The sequence below is a fragment of the Frateuria sp. YIM B11624 genome (genome assembly GCF_049727805.1).
In the GTDB taxonomy this organism is placed as follows: Bacteria; Pseudomonadota; Gammaproteobacteria; order Xanthomonadales; family Rhodanobacteraceae; genus Frateuria_A.
On sequence record NZ_JBCNYA010000009.1, the window covers coordinates 62,730 to 80,216 of the forward strand.

The 17,487-nt window shown below is 68.3% G+C and carries 13 protein-coding genes; 6 read left to right on the forward strand and 7 right to left on the reverse strand.

All coding sequences use genetic code 11. The features are described 5' to 3' along the window. Positions 1-149 precede the first annotated feature (149 nt). The gene (locus tag AAIL17_RS06405; RefSeq protein WP_424681994.1) at positions 150-1,589 is read left to right on the forward strand and encodes an OmpP1/FadL family transporter; all 1,440 of its coding nucleotides are present in this window, start codon (positions 150-152) and stop codon (positions 1,587-1,589) included. A 58-nt stretch (positions 1,590-1,647) separates the two neighbouring features. Here AAIL17_RS06405 and AAIL17_RS06410 read toward each other — a convergent pair whose 3' ends face one another. The 7 genes from AAIL17_RS06410 to putA all read right to left on the reverse strand — a co-directional run bounded on the left by AAIL17_RS06410 (position 1,648) and on the right by putA (position 12,845). Beyond that, on the reverse strand, positions 1,648-1,974 hold the full coding sequence (locus tag AAIL17_RS06410) for a hypothetical protein (RefSeq protein ID WP_424681995.1): 327 nt from the start codon (positions 1,972-1,974) through the stop codon (positions 1,648-1,650). Positions 1,975-2,052: 78 nt separating this feature from the next. Next, entirely contained in the window at positions 2,053-3,450 is a 1,398-nt protein-coding gene (locus AAIL17_RS06415) for a coniferyl aldehyde dehydrogenase (RefSeq protein WP_424681996.1), read from the reverse strand. Then, a complete protein-coding gene (locus AAIL17_RS06420) occupies positions 3,450-5,864 on the reverse strand; it encodes a TonB-dependent receptor (RefSeq protein ID WP_424681997.1) in 2,415 nt (804 codons plus the stop codon). Before AAIL17_RS06420 ends, AAIL17_RS06415 begins: the two co-directional genes overlap by 1 nt. A 41-nt stretch (positions 5,865-5,905) precedes the next feature. Then, positions 5,906-7,045 carry an SO2930 family diheme c-type cytochrome gene (locus tag AAIL17_RS06425; protein ID WP_424681998.1) on the reverse strand — a complete coding sequence of 380 codons (1,140 nt, stop codon included), beginning with the start codon at positions 7,043-7,045 and terminating at the stop codon, positions 5,906-5,908. Between the two features lie 17 nt (positions 7,046-7,062). Next, complete coding sequence (locus tag AAIL17_RS06430) at positions 7,063-8,301, reverse strand: parallel beta-helix domain-containing protein (protein ID WP_424681999.1); 1,239 nt, start codon at positions 8,299-8,301, stop codon at positions 7,063-7,065. Positions 8,302-8,423: 122 nt separating this feature from the next. Beyond that, positions 8,424-9,500 (reverse strand): AraC family transcriptional regulator, encoded by a 1,077-nt coding sequence (locus AAIL17_RS06435; RefSeq protein ID WP_424682000.1) that lies wholly within the window; start codon positions 9,498-9,500, stop codon positions 8,424-8,426. Between the two features lie 189 nt (positions 9,501-9,689). Then, a complete protein-coding gene (gene putA / locus AAIL17_RS06440; RefSeq protein WP_424682001.1) occupies positions 9,690-12,845 on the reverse strand; it encodes a bifunctional proline dehydrogenase/L-glutamate gamma-semialdehyde dehydrogenase PutA in 3,156 nt (1,051 codons plus the stop codon). A 375-nt stretch (positions 12,846-13,220) separates the two neighbouring features. On the opposite strand from putA, the gene AAIL17_RS06445 reads away from it, so the two are divergent. The 5 genes from AAIL17_RS06445 (at position 13,221) to AAIL17_RS06465 (ending at position 17,483) form a co-directional block, all read left to right on the forward strand. After that, positions 13,221-13,661, forward strand: a complete 441-nt coding sequence (locus tag AAIL17_RS06445) for a DUF2244 domain-containing protein (protein WP_424682050.1) — start codon at positions 13,221-13,223, stop codon at positions 13,659-13,661. Positions 13,662-13,681: 20 nt separating this feature from the next. After that, complete coding sequence (gene coxB, locus AAIL17_RS06450) at positions 13,682-14,638, forward strand: cytochrome c oxidase subunit II (protein ID WP_424682002.1); 957 nt, start codon at positions 13,682-13,684, stop codon at positions 14,636-14,638. Positions 14,639-14,695: 57 nt separating this feature from the next. Next, complete coding sequence (gene ctaD / locus AAIL17_RS06455; RefSeq protein ID WP_424682003.1) at positions 14,696-16,312, forward strand: cytochrome c oxidase subunit I; 1,617 nt, start codon at positions 14,696-14,698, stop codon at positions 16,310-16,312. Positions 16,313-16,361: 49 nt separating this feature from the next. After that, positions 16,362-16,496, forward strand: coding sequence for a hypothetical protein (locus tag AAIL17_RS06460; RefSeq protein ID WP_424682004.1), 135 nt, complete (start codon positions 16,362-16,364; stop codon positions 16,494-16,496). 99 nt (positions 16,497-16,595) lie between these two features. Then, positions 16,596-17,483: a cytochrome c oxidase subunit 3 gene (locus AAIL17_RS06465; protein WP_424682005.1), complete on the forward strand. Its 888-nt coding sequence runs from the start codon at positions 16,596-16,598 to the stop codon at positions 17,481-17,483. The last annotated feature ends 4 nt before the right edge of the window (positions 17,484-17,487 follow it).

Here is a 17,487-nt window from a genome sequence, read left to right on the forward strand (position 1 = left end):
GCGCGACCGGCAAATGCTGCGGTCGCACTTGCAAGCCTCAGGACGGCTGGGCAGAGTGACGCGCGGGAACGTCAAACGCGCGTATGAATTCGCCGGGACGCTCCCGTTGCCACCCCGAGCCGCGTCTTAAGATAAGCAGGAGCTTAGCGATGCCTACGTCTTTTCGTTCCCTTCCGGGCGCCGCCCGGCCCTTTGCGCTGGCCGCGCTGAGCCTTGCCGTCGCCGGTGCGCTGGCGTTGCCGCAGGCCGCGGACGCCAGCGCCTTCCAGCTGAAGGAAAACAGTGCCAAGAGCATGGGCCGCGCCTATGCCGGCTCGGCGACCGCCGGCGGCGACGCCTCCGTGGTGGTGAACAACCCGGCCGCGATGACCGACCTGGACGGCACCTACCTGCAGGCTGACGTCACTGCGATCAACTTCAGCGCCAAGTTCAACGGTACCGCGCATGACGCGCTGGGTCGCCCGATCAGCGGCGGCAATGGCGGCGACGCCGGCACCACGCTGCCGATCCCGGCGCTGTTCATCGCCAGCAAGGTGTCCGACCGCGTGCATCTGGGCTTCGGCCTGTCGGTACCGTTCGGCTTCCAGACCGAGTACGACTCCAACTGGATCGGCCGTTACCACGCGATCAAGTCGCGCTTCGAATCGCTGGATGCGACGCTGTCCGCTTCGTTCGACGTCAACGACCAGTTGAGCCTGGGCGTCAGTGCCATTGCGCAGAAGACCTCGGCCGAGCTCACCTCGGCGATCAACTTCAACGGCGTGGCGCTGGGCATGATCCAGCAGGGCGTGGCCGGTGGGCTGATCCCGCCTGCGGCGGCACCCACCTACCTGAACCTGGTCGGCACGGTGGTGCCGCCGGGCTCCGACGGCACGGCGCGTATCAAGGGCGACGACTGGGGCTACGGCTGGCAGGCCGGTGCGTACTGGAAGCTCACCCCGAACGACAAGCTCGCGCTCAACTACCGCTCGAAGATCGACCACAAGCTGTCCGGCACCGCCAACTTCACCGTGCCGGCCAACGTGAGCGCGCTGCTGTCCAGCCCGCAGATCGCTCCGCTGCTGGCCGCCGCCGGCGGCGTGCCGTTCACCCACAGCACCGGCACCGCCGACTTCACCACGCCCGCCACGGCCGGCATCAGCTACTGGCACCAGGCCGAGAAGTTCGGCCTCGGCATCGACCTGAACTGGACCAAGTGGGACGTGTTCAAGGAGCTGCGCGTGCAGTACGGCAACCCGGCGCAGCCTGACAGCGTGGAGCCCTTCAACTGGCGCAACACGTGGTACGCGGCGATCGGCGGCGACTACTACGTCAACGACAAGCTGACCCTGCGCGCCGGCATCTCGGTCGACACCACGCCGACCTACACCGCCACCCGCGACGCCCGCGTGCCCGATTCCACCCGCAAGTTCGCCGCGGTGGGCATCGGCTACAAGGCCAGCGAGAACTTCGAGATCAACGCCTCGTACGCGCACATCTTCGTCAACCATGCGCACGTCAACACGGTGAGCCCCACCGGTGACGTGCTGACCGGCGATTTCGACGACTACGGCAACCTGCTGAGCCTGTCGGCGCAGTACAAGTTCTGATCCTGTTCCAAGCAAAGCCTCCCCGTGCGAGCGGGGAGGCTTTTTTGTTGTCCGTCGATCAACCGTTGCGCAGCGGCTTGTCGCCGCGGTCGGTGGCGATGTAGTTGCCTTCGCCCCGCGTCTCGCGCAGCGGTGAGGGGCGGTCGGGCTGTTCGCCGAGCCCACTCTGCCCGGCGGGACGTGCGCGATAGCCGGGTTGGTCCTTGTCCGAGGAGTGGCCGGAGCGGCGCTTGTCTGCTTCGGTCTCCTGGTCCGGAGCCGGCCGATCGTGTCCCTGGGCTTGCAACCGCGTGCCCTTGGGTTCGCCGCCCGCGCCTTCCGCACCGCTTTGCGGTCCGGCGTCGGCGCCCGCGGGCGCCGGAGTCTGTTCGTTCGAGTTGGCCATGGCGGGCTCCTGCAGGTTCCGGCGGCCAGTGTCGGCCGGTCGCCGTCGGCATCGCGTGCAAACCCGTCGGCGCTTTGCTCAGCCGCGCCGCAGCAGCAGGTCGAGCATGCGCCGGAAGCGCTTGCCATAAGGCGGGTTGAGCAGCCCGGCGCCGTTGAAGCGCGCCTGCCGGAACACCGGTTTGAAGTGGGAGAACGTGCGGAAGCCCGCCTCGCCGTGGTAGCCGCCCATGCCGGAGGCGCCGATGCCGCCGAACGGCAGGCCGTGCTGGGCGATGTGGTAGAGCGTGTCGTTGACGGTGACGCCGCCGGCCTGCGTGCGTGCGAGCACGCGCCCGATCAGCCGCTCGTCCTGCTCGAACAGGTACAGCGCCAGCGGATGCGGGCGTGCGGCGATCCAGGCCAGCGCCTGGTCGAGGTCGTCGTAGGGCACCAGCGGCAACAGCGGGCCGAAGATCTCCTCGCGCATCACCGCGGTGTCCTCGCTGACGCCGGCCAGCAGGGTCGGCGGCAGCACGCGGCGTGCGGCATCGCCCTCGCCCAGCGGCTCGGCACGGGCGCCGGCTGCCACCGCCTCGTCGCGCAGCGCGAGCAGGCGCTCGTAGTGGCGGTCGCTGGCGATGCTGGCGTACTGGCGGTTGTTGGCCAGGTCCGGATACAGCCGCGCGGCGACGCTGCGCGCGGCGGCGACGAAGTCGGCGACCCGCTCGCGCGGCAGCAGCACGTAGTCCGGCGCGATGCAGGTCTGCCCGGCGTTGATCGCCTTGCCGAACAGGATGCGCTCGACGGCCGTGTCGAAGCGGGCGCCGGGGCCGACGATCGCGGGCGACTTGCCGCCCAGTTCCAGTGTCACCGGCGTCAGGTTGGCGGAGGCCGCGCGCATCACCTGGTGGCCCACCGCGGTGGAGCCGGTGAACAGCAGGTGGTCGAACGGCAGCGCGGTGAACGCCTGCGCCACCGCCGCGTCGCCAGTGACCACCTGCACCTCGTCGTCGTCGAAGTACTTCGCCGCCCGCTCGGCGAACAGCGCCGAGAAGCGCGGCGTGTACTCGCTCATCTTGACCATCACGCGGTTGCCGGCGGCCAGCGCATCGACCAGCGGCCCCACCGCGAGATAGAGCGGGTAGTTCCACGGCACCACGATGCCGGCCACGCCGCGAGGCTGCGGCAACAGCGTGGTGCGCGCGGGCAGGAACATCCAGTCGGCCAGTGCGCGGCGCGGCGCCATCCAGCGCCGGCCGTGGCGCAGCGCGTGGCGTACCGCCGACAGGCTGGGGAAGATCTCCAGCAGGTCGGTTTCCTCTGCCGGACGCCGGCCGAAGTCCGCGTCGATGGCGGCGGCGAAGGCGTCACGCTGCTCGCGCAGCATCGACTCCAGCGCGCGCAGGCGGCGCGCCCGCACGCTCCAGTCCGGCAATGGTTCGCGTGCCTGCGCGCGTCGCAGGTGGGCGAAGGCGGTGTCGAGGTCGATGCTCATCAGAATTTCGCGCGCAGCTCCACGCCCCACATGCGGGGCGGCGTGATGCTGGCATACGGCGTGCCGAACACGCTGGCCGAGATGTTGCTCACGCCCGTGACGTAGCGCTTGTCGAACAGATTGTTGACGTAGAGCGCCACGCCCCAGTGGTCGCCGGCCGAGCTCCAGTCCAGCCGTGCGTCGGTGCGCTGCTGCGCGGCGCCGGTGTCGAAGTTGGGGCTGATCTGGCATTCGCCCTGCAGCTGCGAGTCGCGGTTGCAGCGCGACTTGCCGCGGTAGGCGTGCGACAGGTCGAACTCCAGCGCGCCGCCGGCGACGTTGCGCCAGGTGTAGGCGATCGACGTGGCAAAGGACAGGTACGGCTCGCCGGTAGCCTGCCCGGACAGGTCGGCACCGGAGGCGGCGGTGGCGTCGCGGTAGGTGGCGTCGATCCACGCCGCGTTGGCGTTCCAGCGGAACGCGTCCACCGGCTGCCACTGCGCTTCCAGCTCGACGCCCTTGGCCTGCTGATCGGTGCTGCTGACCAGGTAGCGCGGTACGCCGGAGCCGGCACTGTTGGGATCGAGCGTGAGCGACTGCTTGTTGTCGTAGCGGTAGGCGTAGACCGAGCCGTTGAGCAGCAGGTGCTGCTCGGGGAACACGGTCTTCAGGCCCGCCTCGACGTTGACCACCTTCTCCGGCGCGAAGCGCGAGCCGATCTGCACGCTGTTGTAGCCGCCGGCCTTGTAGCCGCGCGCCACCGACACGTAGCCCATCACGTCGGGGGTGAACTTGTAGTCCAGCACCGCGCGCGGACTGAAGTCCGTCCAGCTGTCGCCGCGGCGCACCGTCCCGCCGACCGGGGCGCCGCTGCCGTCGTTGAAGATGATGTTCTGGCCGAACGCGGCCAAGGCGAACTGCGCCTCGGGCGGCAGCAGTGCGAGGATGCCGGCCTGCTGCAACTCGGCGACGGTGGCGTCGAACTCCGGTGCGCTGCGCGGGCGGTTGTACCAGGAGAAGTCTTTCTGGTCGCGCGTGTAGCGCAGGCCGGTGGTGAGGTTGAGGCGGTCGGACAGGTGCCAGATCACGTCGCCGTAGGCGGCGTAGGCCTTGAAGCGGCCGGTGTTGTCGATCGCCTCGTGCCACGGGTCGCCGAGCAGCGTATAGGGCAGGCCAAAGGAGGCCAGCGCGTTGCTGATGTCGGTCAGCGGCGTGCCTGCGCCCATCACGTTCTGCGCCAGCGTGTCCAGGCTGTCGGTGAAGATGTTGGTCTCGCTGGTCTGGCGCGCGCGCTCGTCGTACCAGCTCACGCCGGCGACCCAGTCGGCCAGGTCGTTGTTGCCGGCCAGCTTGAACTCCTGGTACCAACTGGTGTTGCGCTCGAGGTTGGCGGTGTCCAGGTAGCTGACGATGTGGTTGGTGCCGTCGTAGTCGCCGCGGTTCTCGGTGTTGAAGTGGCGCCAGGCGGTGATCGAGGTGAGGCTGCCCCAGGCGAAGGCGTGGTCGATGTTGAGCGTGCCGCCGTCGAAGCGACGCGTCTCGATGCCACCGACCGTGTCGTTGTAGAGCGGCGCGTGCAGCGGATTCAGGTAGGTCGACGGATCGGGCGGGAAGGGCGGACGTTCGTTCGTGTCGGTGGACAGCGGGATCAATCCGATCGCCGGCTTGGCCGGCTGCTTGAGCCGCTCGTGGTCCCACGAGAGCAGCACGCGGGTAGTGTCGGTAAGGTTCCAGCGCCACGCGATGCGGCTGCCCCAGTCATCGTCCTTGCCGTAATGGCGGCCGCTGGCGGCGTCCTCGATCCAGCCGCGGCTCTGGTTGTCCAGCACGCTCACGCGCAACGCCATGTCGTCGTTGAGCGGCAGGTTGAGCAGCGCGTCGCCGTAGCGCCGGCCGTAGTTGCCGAAGCGCAGGCGCGCCTTGCCCTCGAAGGTATCGGACGGCTCGTTGGTGACGATCGAGATCGCGCCGGCCGCCGCGTTGCGGCCGAACAGCGTGCCCTGCGGGCCCTTCAGCACCTCGATGCGCGCGATGTCGTTGAAGGCGAGCAGCGCGCCGCCGGAACGCGCGGCATAGACGCCGTCGATGTACACGCCCACCGCCGATTCGGTGCCCACGCCGAAGTCGCTGGTGCTGATGCCGCGCAACTGGTAGCCCGGCTGCGTCGGCTGGTCGCCGTAGACCACCAACCCGGGCACGAACAGGCTCATCTTGCTCAAGTCGGTGGCCGCGAGCGTATCGACCTGCTTGGCGGTGACGATCTGCAGCGGGATCGGCACCTCCTGCATTTCCTGCGAGCGGCTCTGCGCGGTGACGGTGATCTGGCCGAGCTGGGTCGGCTTGGACTGGTCGGCGTCCTGCGCCGCCACGGCGGGCGCGCACGCCAGCAGCGCCAGCTTCAGGCCGAACGACAACGGATGGTGACGCATGCTCATGCCGTGCTCTCCCCTCGGGCTCGGATGGTGATGGGCTGTTTTCAGTGGATGGCCACGCAGCCGCCCTGCTGCGCCGCGATCCAGGCGCGGATCAGCGCCACGCCTTCGCGATGCGAGGTGCTGCGGCCGATCTCCGGCATCATCACGCCCGGCTCGGTCGACTCCAGGCGATAGGTGATGATCGAGGCGTCGGGCTGGCCGGGCACGATGTCGAACAGGCGGTCGCCGGTGCCTTGGCCGGCCGCGGTCGGCGGCTTGCACAGTCCCAGGTGGCGATCCTCCGGCGTGCGCCAGTCCAGCGTCAGGCCGGTGGTGTTGGCCGCGCCACGCGCGTTGTGGCAATGGCCGCAGTTGATGTCGAGATAGGCGCGCACGCGGGCGTCCAGCGGCGCACGTTCGTCCGCCCAGTTGGCATCGCGCGGCGCGTCGCCCGGCACGGGCGCGCCGCTCAGGTAGCCCACGCGGGTCCAGTGCGCGAGCTGGTTCTCGGCACCGCTGGCGTAGGCGTAGTCCTTGTTGAGGTGGCGCGCCTTGGGACCGATCGGGTGGATCTTGCGGTCGACCCAGTCCTGCGCGTGGCAGCTCTGGCACTGGCTCTCGTCGGGCACGATGTAGTTGAAGTCTTCGCGCGCGCCCGCGGCATCGACCAGGGTCAGCGGCAGCACCGCGCCGGTGCGCTGCAGCGTGGCCTCGGTCTGCGCCTCGTTCCACACGTACGGGATCGCCGCCCATCCCTCCTGGCGGCGGACCAGGATGCGCGTCTCGACCAGCCGCACGTGCTTCAGGTCCAGCCCTTCGCCGGCAAAGTCGTGCGAGTAGTCGTCCGTGCGCGCGACGTCGCCCGTTTTTCCGTCGCCCGTGCGCGGGTAGTAGAAGGTCTTGCTGATCACCGTGCCGACGGGAAAGTCGAAGCTGTCGGCCGTGTCGTACTTGGCGCTTGCGCCCTTGGGCATCCATACGGTGCGCAGCTTGTGCGCGTAGTCGGTGAACAGGGGCGTGTTGAGGTCGTAGGGCAGCACGCCCTGGTTGAGTACCAGCTTGTCGCCCTGCACCTCGACCACGTGCCAGTCGCTGAGCTTGGCGGGCCGGCCTTCGGCGTGGAAGGCGACCGGCGCCATCTCGTGCGAGCAGCCGCACAGCAGCAGGACCAGCGCCAGCAGCGCGGCCCGGGTGGAACGCATGCGCATCGCCGCCAGCCTCATGCCTTCGGCGCCGGTTCGAGCGTCACCGGCGGCAGCGGGGGCAGGGTGCACTGGAACGGCTTGGTGTCGGTGCTGGGATTCTTGTAGTCGTGCGGGCCGTCGGCGTTGAGCACGCCGTTGGCGCCCTGAATGCAGATGCGGTCGGCCGGCGGCGGCAGGCCGTCGACCAGTGACTTCTCGTCCATGTAGCCATCCCACAGCACGTCGGGGAAGTGGCCGGTGAGCCCGTACACGGCCGTCTTGAGCGCCTTGAACTTCAGCCCGTCGGGCGAATCGCCGCCGCCCTTGAAGCGGTTGTCGTGGATGTAGATGCCCTTCGGGTAGGGGTTGTAGTCGGCGGCGACGCCGCGGGTGTTGTAGTAGTTGGTGGAGAAATAGCTCGAGACGATCACGTTCGCCGTCTGGTGGTCGGCGATGTCGTTGTCAAAGATCTCCACCCGGTCGTTGGAGTTGATCACCACGCCGGAACCGGCCGGCACGCTCGCCACCGCCGCACCCTTGGCGGCGAAGTTGCCCAGGTTGTTGGCCAGCACCTTGTTGCGGTACACGCGCGTGGAATGCCCGGCCTGCGACAGGTTGGGCATGTTGAACACCAGGATGCCGCCGGTGTTGCCGGTGGCGGTGTTGCCGTAGACGTCGGCGCCCACCGAGTTCTCGATCTCGATGCCCGCCACGTTGCGCTCGGCGCGGTTGTTGCGCACCACGATGGTGTTCGACTGGCCGACATAGATGCCGGCATCGGAGGCGCCGATCACCACCGAGCCCTCGATCAGCACGTTCTGCGTCTTGACCGGGTACAGGCCGTAGGCGCCGTTGGTGGTCTTCGGGCCGCCGGTCCATTCCACCCGCACGTTGCGGATGGTGATGTTCCTGCCCTGGTTGATCTTCAGCGCGTCGCCCTTGGTGTCCTCCAGCGCCAGGTCCTGGATGGTGAAGTCGCTGGCGTTGACCAGCAGGCCTTCGGGGCCCACCACCTGGCCCTTGAACGAGAGCACCGTCTTGTCCATGCCGGCGCCCTTGATGGTCACGCCGTCGGTGCGCAGGCTCAGACCGCGCTTGAGCGCATAGTGGCCGGCCGGGATCTCGATCACGCTGCCGGGCTTGGCGTCGAGCAACTGCTGCTGCAGCCTGGCCTGGAAATCGACGTCGGCCTGCGCCTGCGGTGCGTTGTCCTGGCTGCTGCTGCAACCGGCGAGCGCCGCACCCAGCGCGGCGGCGAGTATGAATTTGCGCATGATCGAAAGTCCCCCGTTCGAACGGATGTCGCGAGGGTTCCACTGTCGCCCATGCGCCCCGGCAAGGGGAGGGCAAAACGGCCAGGGAACGGGGGGCAAAGCGGCCAGCGTGGCGTCGGGGGTCAGGCGGCGCGGCGGGCGTCCTGCGGCGCCATGCCGGTCCAGCGCTTGAAGGCGCGGCGGAATTCGCGCGGGTCGCTGAAGCCGACCTCGCCGCCGATTTCCGCCACGCTGAGCGCGCCGGCCTGCAGCAGCGCCAGCGCGCGCTCGGCGCGCACGCGGTCGTGGATCTCGCGGAACACGCGCCCGCTCTCGGCCAGCTTGCGCCGCAGCGAGCGCTCGCTGAGATTGAGCGTCTGCGCCACGTCGGCAATGGTCGGCTGCTGCTGCAACCGGCTGCGCAGCAGGCGCTCGACCGCCGCGACGATTTCCTGGTGCGGTTCGCCGCCATCGGGCGTGAGCTGCTGCGCGCACAGCGCCAGCGCCTGGCGCGCGGTCAGCGGGTTGTGTCCGGGCAGCGGATGGGCCAGCCACTGCGCGTCGATCAGCAGGCGGCACTGCGGCGTGCCGAAGCGCAGTTCACAATCGAACAATGCGGCGTACTCGTTCTCGTAGGCCGGTTGCGGGTAGCCGAACTCCACCCGCACGGGTTTCAGCGTCGGGCCGACCAGCTCGCGGGCGATCATCAGGCAACTGGCGAACAGCTCCTCGCAAAAGAACGGCAGCAGTTCGATATCGCCGAAACGCGGCCAGGCGACCAGCGCGACCTCGCGCTCGCTGACCGCCTCGAAACTGAGGTCGAGCAGGCAGCCGCAGATTTTGTGGTGGGCGATGCCTGCGAGCATCGCCTCGCCCAGCGTGCGCGAGGTCATCATCGCCAGCCCGAGCAGGCCGAAGCCGCCGATGGTGCCCTCGCGGCCGACGCGCAGGCCGGCATCGGGCACGTCGAGCGCGGCCAGCGCGCGACGCACGAACACGCTGGCCTGGCGGTAGGACACGCGCAGCGCCGGGTCGGCGATCTGCGCGCGCGACAGCGCCAATCCGGCGAACCAGCCGCGGCTGTCGATGCCGCGCGACTCGGCCAACTGCACCAGGTAGAGCAGCTTGTTCGGCGGGAACTGCGCCGCGGTGTAGCGCGGGTCGTCGGTGGCCAACGCGGCCCCGGAAGCCAGGCCGATCATGCCGGCGGGACGTGCCATGCTGCGTGCTCCAGCGTCAACGGCCGGCACGCGGCCGGCATCGGGCGGGTTGTAGCACGCGGGGTGCACAGGTGGTTGGCGCGGCGCACAAGATGCGCCCGCGCAGGCACGTGGCATGGTCGTGATGTGCTCCCTCTCCCATCCTTAGTCAAAGACGGGAGAGGGAGCGGCATCCGCGAGAGTCGGCCTTTACTCGCCGATCGTCAGCAGCGAGGCGTTGCCGCCGGCGGCGGTGGTGTTGATGGTGAGCGTGCGCTCGCCGGCGAAACGCAGCAGGTAGTGCGGGCCGCCGGCCTTCGGACCGGTGCCGGAGAGCGCTTCGCCGCCGAACGGCTGCACGCCGACCACCGCGCCGATCTGGTTGCGGTTGACGTAGCAGTTGCCCACGCGCGCGCGGCTCTGGATGAACTGTACGGTGTCGTCGATGCGGCTGTGGATGCCCAGCGTGAGGCCGTAGCCGGTGGCGTTGATCTGGTCGATCACGTTGGCAAGCTCGCTGGCCTTCCAGCGGATCACGTGCAGCACCGGACCGAAGATCTCGCGGGTGAGCGTCTTGAGCGAGGGGATCTCGTAGGCGCGCGGCGCGAAGAAGGTGCCGTTGCCGGTGCTCGCCGGGTCGAGCGGGACCTCGGCGATCTTCTTCGCTTCGGTGTCCATGCGCGCGGCATGCTCGACCAGGATCTTCAGCGCGTCCGCATCGATCACCGGGCCGACGTCGGTGGAGAGCAGGCCCGGGTCGCCGACCTTGAGCTCCGCCATGGCGCCGGCGAGCATGCCGATCACCTTGTCGGCGATGTCCTCCTGCACGAACAGCACGCGCGCGGCCGAGCAGCGCTGGCCGGCGGACTGGAAGGCGGCGGAGATGACGTCCTTGACGATCTGCTCGGGCAGCGCCGAGGAGTCGGCGATCATCGCGTTCTGGCCGCCGGTCTCGGCGATCAGCGCGGCGATCGGCGCGTTGCGGGACGCCAGCGCGCGGTTGATCGCCCAGGCGGTCTCGGTGGAGCCGGTGAAGGCCACGCCGGCCACGCGCGGGTCCTTGGTCAACGCGGCGCCGACCACGGCGCCGTCGCCCGGCAGGTACTGCAGCACGTCGGCCGGGATGCCGGCCTCGTGCAGCAGCCTGACCGCCATGTAGCCGATCAGCGAGGTCTGCTCCGCCGGCTTGGCGATCACCGCATTGCCGGCGGCGAGGGCGGCGGACACCTGCCCGATGAAGATCGCCAGCGGGAAGTTCCATGGGCTGATGCAGACGAACACGCCGCGGCCGTTGAGGAAGAGCTGGTTGCTCTCGCCGGTCGGCCCCGGCAACTGCTCGGGCTGACCAAATAACCGGCGCGCCATGGTGGCGTAGTAGCGCAGGAAGTCGGCCGCCTCGCGGATCTCCGCGATGGCGTCGGGCAGGCTCTTGCCGGCCTCGCGTACGCACAGCGCGATGAACTCGCCGCGACGTGCCTCGAGCTGGTCGGCGGCGTGCTCCAGGATCGCCGCGCGGCTGGCGGCCGGCAGGCGGTCCCAGCCCGGCTGCGCGGCGACCGCGTTGGCCAGCGCCCGGTCGGCCATGGCGGCGTCGCCGGCGACGTAGCTGCCGATCACCTGGCGGCGATCGGAGGGATTGGTGACCTGCACGTTCGGGCCGTTGGCGTTGGCACCCGGCACCAGCGGGGTCGCCTGCCACGGGCCGGCATGGCTGTTGACCGCCTCGGCGAGCGAGCGGAGTTCGTTGTCGTTGGAGAAGTTCACGCCCATGGAATTCTTCCGAAGTTCGCCATAGAGGTTCACCGGCAGCGAAATGCGCGGGTGGGGGATGGAAACGAACGAGCGCACTGTCTCGCACGGATCGGCGACCAGCTCGCGCACCGGCAGGCTCTCGTCCACCACGCGGTTGACGAAGCTGGTGTTGGCGCCGTTCTCGAGCAGGCGGCGTACCAGGTAGGGCAGCAGGTCCTCGTGGGTGCCGACCGGCGCGTAGACGCGGCAGGGCACGTTCAAGTTCTGCGGCCCGATCACCTCGGCATAGAGGTCGGTGCCCATGCCGTGCAGGCGCTGGTACTCGAACGGCCGGCCCTTGGCCAGATGATGCACGGCAGCGATGGTGTGCGCGTTGTGCGTGGCGAATTGGGGATAGACCAGCTCCACGCCGGCATCGAACAGCTTGCGCGCACAGGCGAGGTAGGAGACGTCGGTGTTCGGCTTGCGCGTATACACCGGGTAGCCGCACAGGCCGTTCTCCTGCGCGCGCTTGATCTCGGCATCCCAGTAGGCGCCCTTGACCAGGCGCACGTACCAGCGCCGGCCAGTGGCGCGGGCGGTCTCGATCAGCCAGTCGATCACGAACGGCGTGCGCTTCGAATACGCCTGCACGACGATGCCTAGGCCGTTCCAGCCTTCCAGCGAGGGATGTGCGAAGACGTCGCCGATGATGTCCAGCGACAGCTCCAGGCGGTCGGCTTCCTCGGCGTCGACGGAGAGCGCGATGCCCTGCTTCATGGCCAGCTGTGAGAGTTCCAGCAGCTTCGTGGTCAGGTCGCGGCGCGCGTCGGCACGGTTCGCCACTTCGTAGCGCGGATGCAGTGCGGACAGCTTGACCGAGATCGACGGCGCATCGGTGTGGTTGGCGAACGGGCCGCGCGCGCCGATGCGGGCGATCGCGCGGCGGTAGTCCTCCTGGTAGCGCTCGGCCGTCTCGGCGGTGAGCGCCGACTCGCCCAGCATGTCGTAGGAATAGCGGTACATCGCGTATTCCTTCTTCGCGCAGCGGTCCAGCGCTTCGTCGATGGTGCGGCCCATCACGAACTGGTGGCCCATGATGCGCATCGCCTGGCGCACCGCCAGGCGGATCGCCGGTTCGCCGGCGCGCGCGACCAGGCGCTTGAGCGCGCCGGTGAAGTCGTGGCGGGTTTCCTCGGCCAGGTTCACCAGCTTGCCGGTGAGCATCAGGCCCCAGGTGCTGGCGTTGACGAACAGCGACTCGCTTTGGCCCAGGTGCTTCTTCCAGTTCGCGTCGCCGAGCTTGTCGCGGATCAGCTTGTCCGCGGTGGTCTTGTCGGGGATGCGCAGCAGCGCTTCGGCCACGCACATCAGCAGCACGCCTTCCTCGGAGGACAGGTCGTACTGGCGCATGAAGGACTCGACCGCGCTCTGGTCCTTGGCGCGCGCACGCACGCGGGTGACCAGGCCGGCGGCCAGGTCGATCACCTGCTCGCGCTCGACGGCGGGCAGCGTGGCCTGGGTGAGCAGGTCGTTGACCGCCTCGGTCTCGTCGCGCAGCCACGCGGCGGTGATGCGCGCGCGGGCCGGCTCGGCGCCGGCGGGGACTTCGGGGCTGAGGATGGGTTCGATCACGGGGATGTTTCGTTGGAACCGCGGACGCGGCGGGGAGCCCGCGATTGTACGCCCCGCGCGCAGGCGCACGCATCCGTGCGCGGGCGCATGCCGGCGTGGTCACCACGCCGGCCTCATCACTCCAACTGGTGACTCGCATGATGCTGGCGGGGCAGGGAAGCCGGGGAAACACGCGGCGCGCGGGCGTCGCGTGCGGGCCTTGGGCGGCAGTCCTGGCGTGCCCGTGCGCGGTTCGCGGCGGCCATGACCCAGGTCATCGGGGTGCGACATTCTTGCCTCGCGGCGATGCCGCGGCCTATCATTCCGCTGTTCCAGGCACGCCGGATCCCCATGATCGTGCTTCGACCAGCTGCCGCCGGCCTGCCGTGCGTGACGATGTGGCTACGGCCCAATCGCGCACTCAGCCGACGCGGACTGCGTCGCTTGATCGTGGTACTGGCGGCCCTGGTGCTGACGACGGCCGGGCTGGGCGCGTGGCAGGGGAACGTCTTCGCTCCGCTGTTTGCCCTGATCGAGTCCTGCGCGATGGCCCTTGCCCTGCGGCAGGCCTGGCGCGCGGGCGACCGCAGCGAACGCATCCGCCTCGACGAGGAGTCGCTGGAGGTGCGCGCGCTGCCCGGGCGGCGATGCGCGCGCTTCCAGTCCTACTGGGTGCGCGTGCGGCTGGCGCCCGGCAACGGGCACGACCGTCTGCTGCTGGGGTCGCATGGACGCGAGCTGGAGATCGGAGCCTTCCTCGCCGACGAGGAGCGCGCCGAGGTGGCGGGGAAACTCAAGGTGTTGCTGGCGGATGTGCAAGGCCAGCCGCGCAGGTAGCTACAACAAAGGTGCAGGACATGACATCTGGCGGCATCAGGATCAAGGCATGGGCGGCAGCGGCCTGTGCGCTGTTCAGCAGCGCGGTCTGGGCCAACCCCCAGCCTGGCCAGCTCAACATGACGCGCGGCGTGACCGAGTGGTCGCCCGAGCCGTACTTCCTCAACAACGTGGCGCTGGGCGTGTGCACGGCCATCGGCCTGCTGGTGTTCGGCGCGATGTTCGTTGCCATGTTCCGCTTCCGCAAGTCGCGCGGCGCGGTGGCGGAGAAGTGGTCGCACAACACCATGCTCGAGGTGGTGTGGACCACCATCCCGGTGATCATCCTGATCGTGCTCGCGTGGATGTCCACCGGCGGCCTGGTCTCCTTCGCCGACACCACCGGCTCGCAGATGACCGTCAAGGTCACCGGCTACCAGTGGAAGTGGCGCTACGACTACGTCGACTACCAGGGCAAGGCGATCGACAAGGTCGGCTTCATGTCCAAGCTCGACGACCAGAGCAACGACACCCGCCAGCTCCGCTCGGGCCTGGACCCGCATGCGGTCAAGGTCGGTGACGAGAACACCTATCTGCTCAACGTCGACAAGCCGCTGGTGGTCCCGGTCGACACCAAGATCCGCTTCGTGATCACCGCCGGCGACGTGATCCACTCCTGGTGGGTGCCGGCGCTGGGCTGGAAGATCGACGCGATCCCGGGCATCGTCAATGCCGCCTGGACCAACATCAAGGTGCCGGGCACCTATCGCGGCCAGTGCGCCGAGCTGTGCGGCCAGGACCACGGCTTCATGCCGATCGTGGTGAAGGCCGTCTCCAAGGCCGAGTTCGCGCAGTGGCTGGCGCAGCAGGAGGCCGCCAACCAGGCGCCGCCGGCCACCCCCGCGACGCCGGCCTCGCCGGCACCGGCATCGACCGCCGCCGCCCCGGCTACCGCCCAGGCAACCCCGGTGGCAACGACTTCGGGCAAGCGGGGCTGATCGCTCCGCTTGACCCATCCGCTTTCAAGCATTCGCATTAGGTAGAGGTGCAAGGCCATGGCCCACGCAGCCACCCACGATCACCACGACGAGCACCACGGCGCGCCGTCCAATTTCTTCACGCGCTGGTTCATGTCCACGAACCACAAGGACATCGGCACGCTGTACCTGATCTTCTCGCTGACGGCGTTCTTCGTCGGCGGCAGCTTCGCGATGGTGATCCGCGCCGAGCTGTTCAAGCCCGGCATGCAGCTGGTGCAGCCGTACTTCTTCAACGAGATGACCACCATGCATGCGCTGGTGATGATCTTCGGCGCGATCATGCCGGCCTTCGTGGGCCTGGGTAACTGGATGATCCCGTTGATGATCGGCGCGCCGGACATGGCGCTGCCGCGCATGAACAACCTCTCGTTCTGGATCCTGCCGTTCGCCTTCGCGCTGATGCTGTCGACGCTGTTCATGCAGGGCGGCGGCCCGGCTGGCGGCTGGACCATGTATCCGCCGCTGTCGCTGCAGAGCGATTCGCTGGCCTACGTGGTGTTCGCGATCCACCTGATGGGCATCAGTTCGATCATGGGCGCGATCAACATCATCGCGACCATCCTCAACATGCGCGCGCCGGGCATGGATTTGCTGAAGATGCCGGTGTTCGTGTGGAGCTGGCTGATCACCGCCTTCCTGCTGATCGCCGTGATGCCGGTGCTGGCGGGCGCGGTGACCATGCTGCTCACCGACAAGTACTTCGGCACCAGCTTCTTCAACGCCGCCGGCGGCGGCGACCCGGTGCTGTACCAGCACATCTTCTGGTTCTTCGGGCATCCCGAGGTCTACATCATGATCCTGCCGGCGTTCGGGATCATCTCGGAGATCGTGCCGACCTTCTCGCGCAAGCCGATCTTCGGCTACAAGGCGATGGTGTTCGCGATCGCCGCGATCGCCTTCCTGTCGTTCATCGTGTGGGCGCACCACATGTTCGCGGTGGGCCTGCCGCTGGGCGCCGAGATCTTCTTCATGTACGCCACCATGCTCATCTCGGTGCCCACCGGCATCAAGGTGTTCAACTGGGTGAGCACGATGTGGGGTGGCTCGCTCACCTTCGAGACGCCGATGCTGTTCTCCATCGCGTTCATCATCCTGTTCACCATCGGCGGCTTCTCCGGCCTGATGCTGGCGTTGGTGCCGGCGGACTTCCAGTACCACGACACCTACTTCGTGGTGGCGCACTTCCACTACGTGCTGGTGACGGGTGCGGCCTTCGCGATCATGGGCGCCACCTACTACTGGCTGCCGAAGTGGACCGGCCGCATGTACAGCGAGTTCTGGGGCAAGGTGCACTTCTGGAATTCGGTGGTGTGGGTCAACGTGCTGTTCTTCCCGCAGCACTTCCTGGGCCTGGCCGGCATGCCGCGCCGCATCCCGGACTACAACGTGGCCTTCGCCAACTTCAACATGATCAGCTCGATCGGCGGCTTCCTGTTCGGCGCTTCGCAGCTGATCTTCCTGGGCGTGGTCATCCACTGCGCGTTCTTCTCCAAGAAGAAGGCCGCCGACCGCGTGTGGGAAGGTGCCAAGGGTCTGGAGTGGACGGTGCCTTCGCCGGCTCCGCACCACACCTTCGCGCTGCCGCCGGTGATCCACGACGACGAGCTGGCGCACGGCCACGTCGAGGATTGATGGCCTTTCGGCGCGCCGTCCCGCGGGGCGGCGCACCGGGCGCGAAGCGATGAACGAACCGATCAAGGAAAACACAGCGGAACTGGCGCGCCGGAAAGGCGTGCGGCTCACGCTCTGGGTGACCGGCACGATCGCGGTGGTGTTGTTCGTGCTATCGATCGTGAGCATGCTCAGGATCGGCTAGCTAAGGTATTCCGCGGGTCCGCTCGGCGGGCCCGACGCAGTACCCCGCGGTGCATCGCGGGGATGGAAGCAAATCAAGAGATATCCACGGGGATCAACCATGGGTCAGCAGCAAGGCGCTTATTTCGTACCGGCCAAGAGCCAATGGCCGATCGTGGCCGCGGTGGTCATGTTCCTCACCGTGTTCGGTGCCGCGCATTGGTTGAATGCCGCGCCGGGCGAGGCGGGCTTCGGCAAGACCGTCATCAGCATCGGCTTCATCGGCGTCCTGCTGATGTTCTTCGGCTGGTTCCGCTCGGTGATCCACGAGTCGCTCGCCGGCCGCTACGACGCGCAGGTCGACCGCTCGTTCCGCATGGGCATGATGTGGTTCATCTTCTCCGAGGTGATGTTCTTCGGCGCGTTCTTCGGCGCGCTGTTCTACACCCGCATGTTCTCGGTGCCGTGGCTGGGCGGCGAGGGCCATGGCGTGCTCACCCACCAGTTCCTGTGGAGCGACTACGCCGCGGCGTGGGGCGCCGGCGGCGGCAACGGCCCGGCCAATATCGGCGGTAATTTCCAGACCGTCGCGCCGTGGGGCCTGCCGCTGCTCAACACGCTGATCCTGCTCACCTCCAGCGTCACCGTGACCATCGCGCACCATGCGCTGAAGTCCGGCCATCGCGGCAGGATCCTGCTGTTCCTCGGCCTGACCGTGCTGTTGGGCGCGACCTTCGTGTACGCCCAGGCGCACGAGTACATGGAGGCCTACAAGGAGCTCAACCTCACGCTGCACAGCGGCGTGTACGGTTCGACCTTCTTCATGCTCACCGGCTTCCACGGCCTGCACGTGACGCTGGGCACGATCATGCTGGCGATCATCTGGCTGCGCGTGCTCAAGGGCCACTTCACCCCCGACAGCCATTTCGGCTTCGAGGCGGTCGCGTGGTACTGGCACTTCGTGGACGTGGTGTGGCTGGGCCTGTTCATGTTCGTCTACATCCTCTGACGAG

Bases quoted from the DNA above. Each gene is read 5' to 3' on its own strand.
- AAIL17_RS06425 (WP_424681998.1), bottom strand. From the start codon at position 7,045: ATGCGTTCCACCCGGGCCGCGCTGCTGGCGCTGGTCCTGCTGCTGTGC.
- coxB (WP_424682002.1), top strand. From the start codon at position 13,682: ATGACATCTGGCGGCATCAGGATCAAGGCATGGGCGGCAGCGGCCTGT.
- AAIL17_RS06465 (WP_424682005.1), top strand. From the start codon at position 16,596: ATGGGTCAGCAGCAAGGCGCTTATTTCGTACCGGCCAAGAGCCAATGG.
- ctaD (WP_424682003.1), top strand. From the start codon at position 14,696: ATGGCCCACGCAGCCACCCACGATCACCACGACGAGCACCACGGCGCG.
- AAIL17_RS06410 (WP_424681995.1), bottom strand. From the start codon at position 1,974: ATGGCCAACTCGAACGAACAGACTCCGGCGCCCGCGGGCGCCGACGCC.
- AAIL17_RS06435 (WP_424682000.1), bottom strand. From the start codon at position 9,500: ATGGCACGTCCCGCCGGCATGATCGGCCTGGCTTCCGGGGCCGCGTTG.
- AAIL17_RS06460 (WP_424682004.1), top strand. From the start codon at position 16,362: ATGAACGAACCGATCAAGGAAAACACAGCGGAACTGGCGCGCCGGAAA.
- AAIL17_RS06420 (WP_424681997.1), bottom strand. From the start codon at position 5,864: ATGAGCATGCGTCACCATCCGTTGTCGTTCGGCCTGAAGCTGGCGCTG.
- AAIL17_RS06405 (WP_424681994.1), top strand. From the start codon at position 150: ATGCCTACGTCTTTTCGTTCCCTTCCGGGCGCCGCCCGGCCCTTTGCG.
- AAIL17_RS06415 (WP_424681996.1), bottom strand. From the start codon at position 3,450: ATGAGCATCGACCTCGACACCGCCTTCGCCCACCTGCGACGCGCGCAG.
- AAIL17_RS06445 (WP_424682050.1), top strand. From the start codon at position 13,221: ATGTGGCTACGGCCCAATCGCGCACTCAGCCGACGCGGACTGCGTCGC.
- AAIL17_RS06430 (WP_424681999.1), bottom strand. From the start codon at position 8,301: ATGCGCAAATTCATACTCGCCGCCGCGCTGGGTGCGGCGCTCGCCGGT.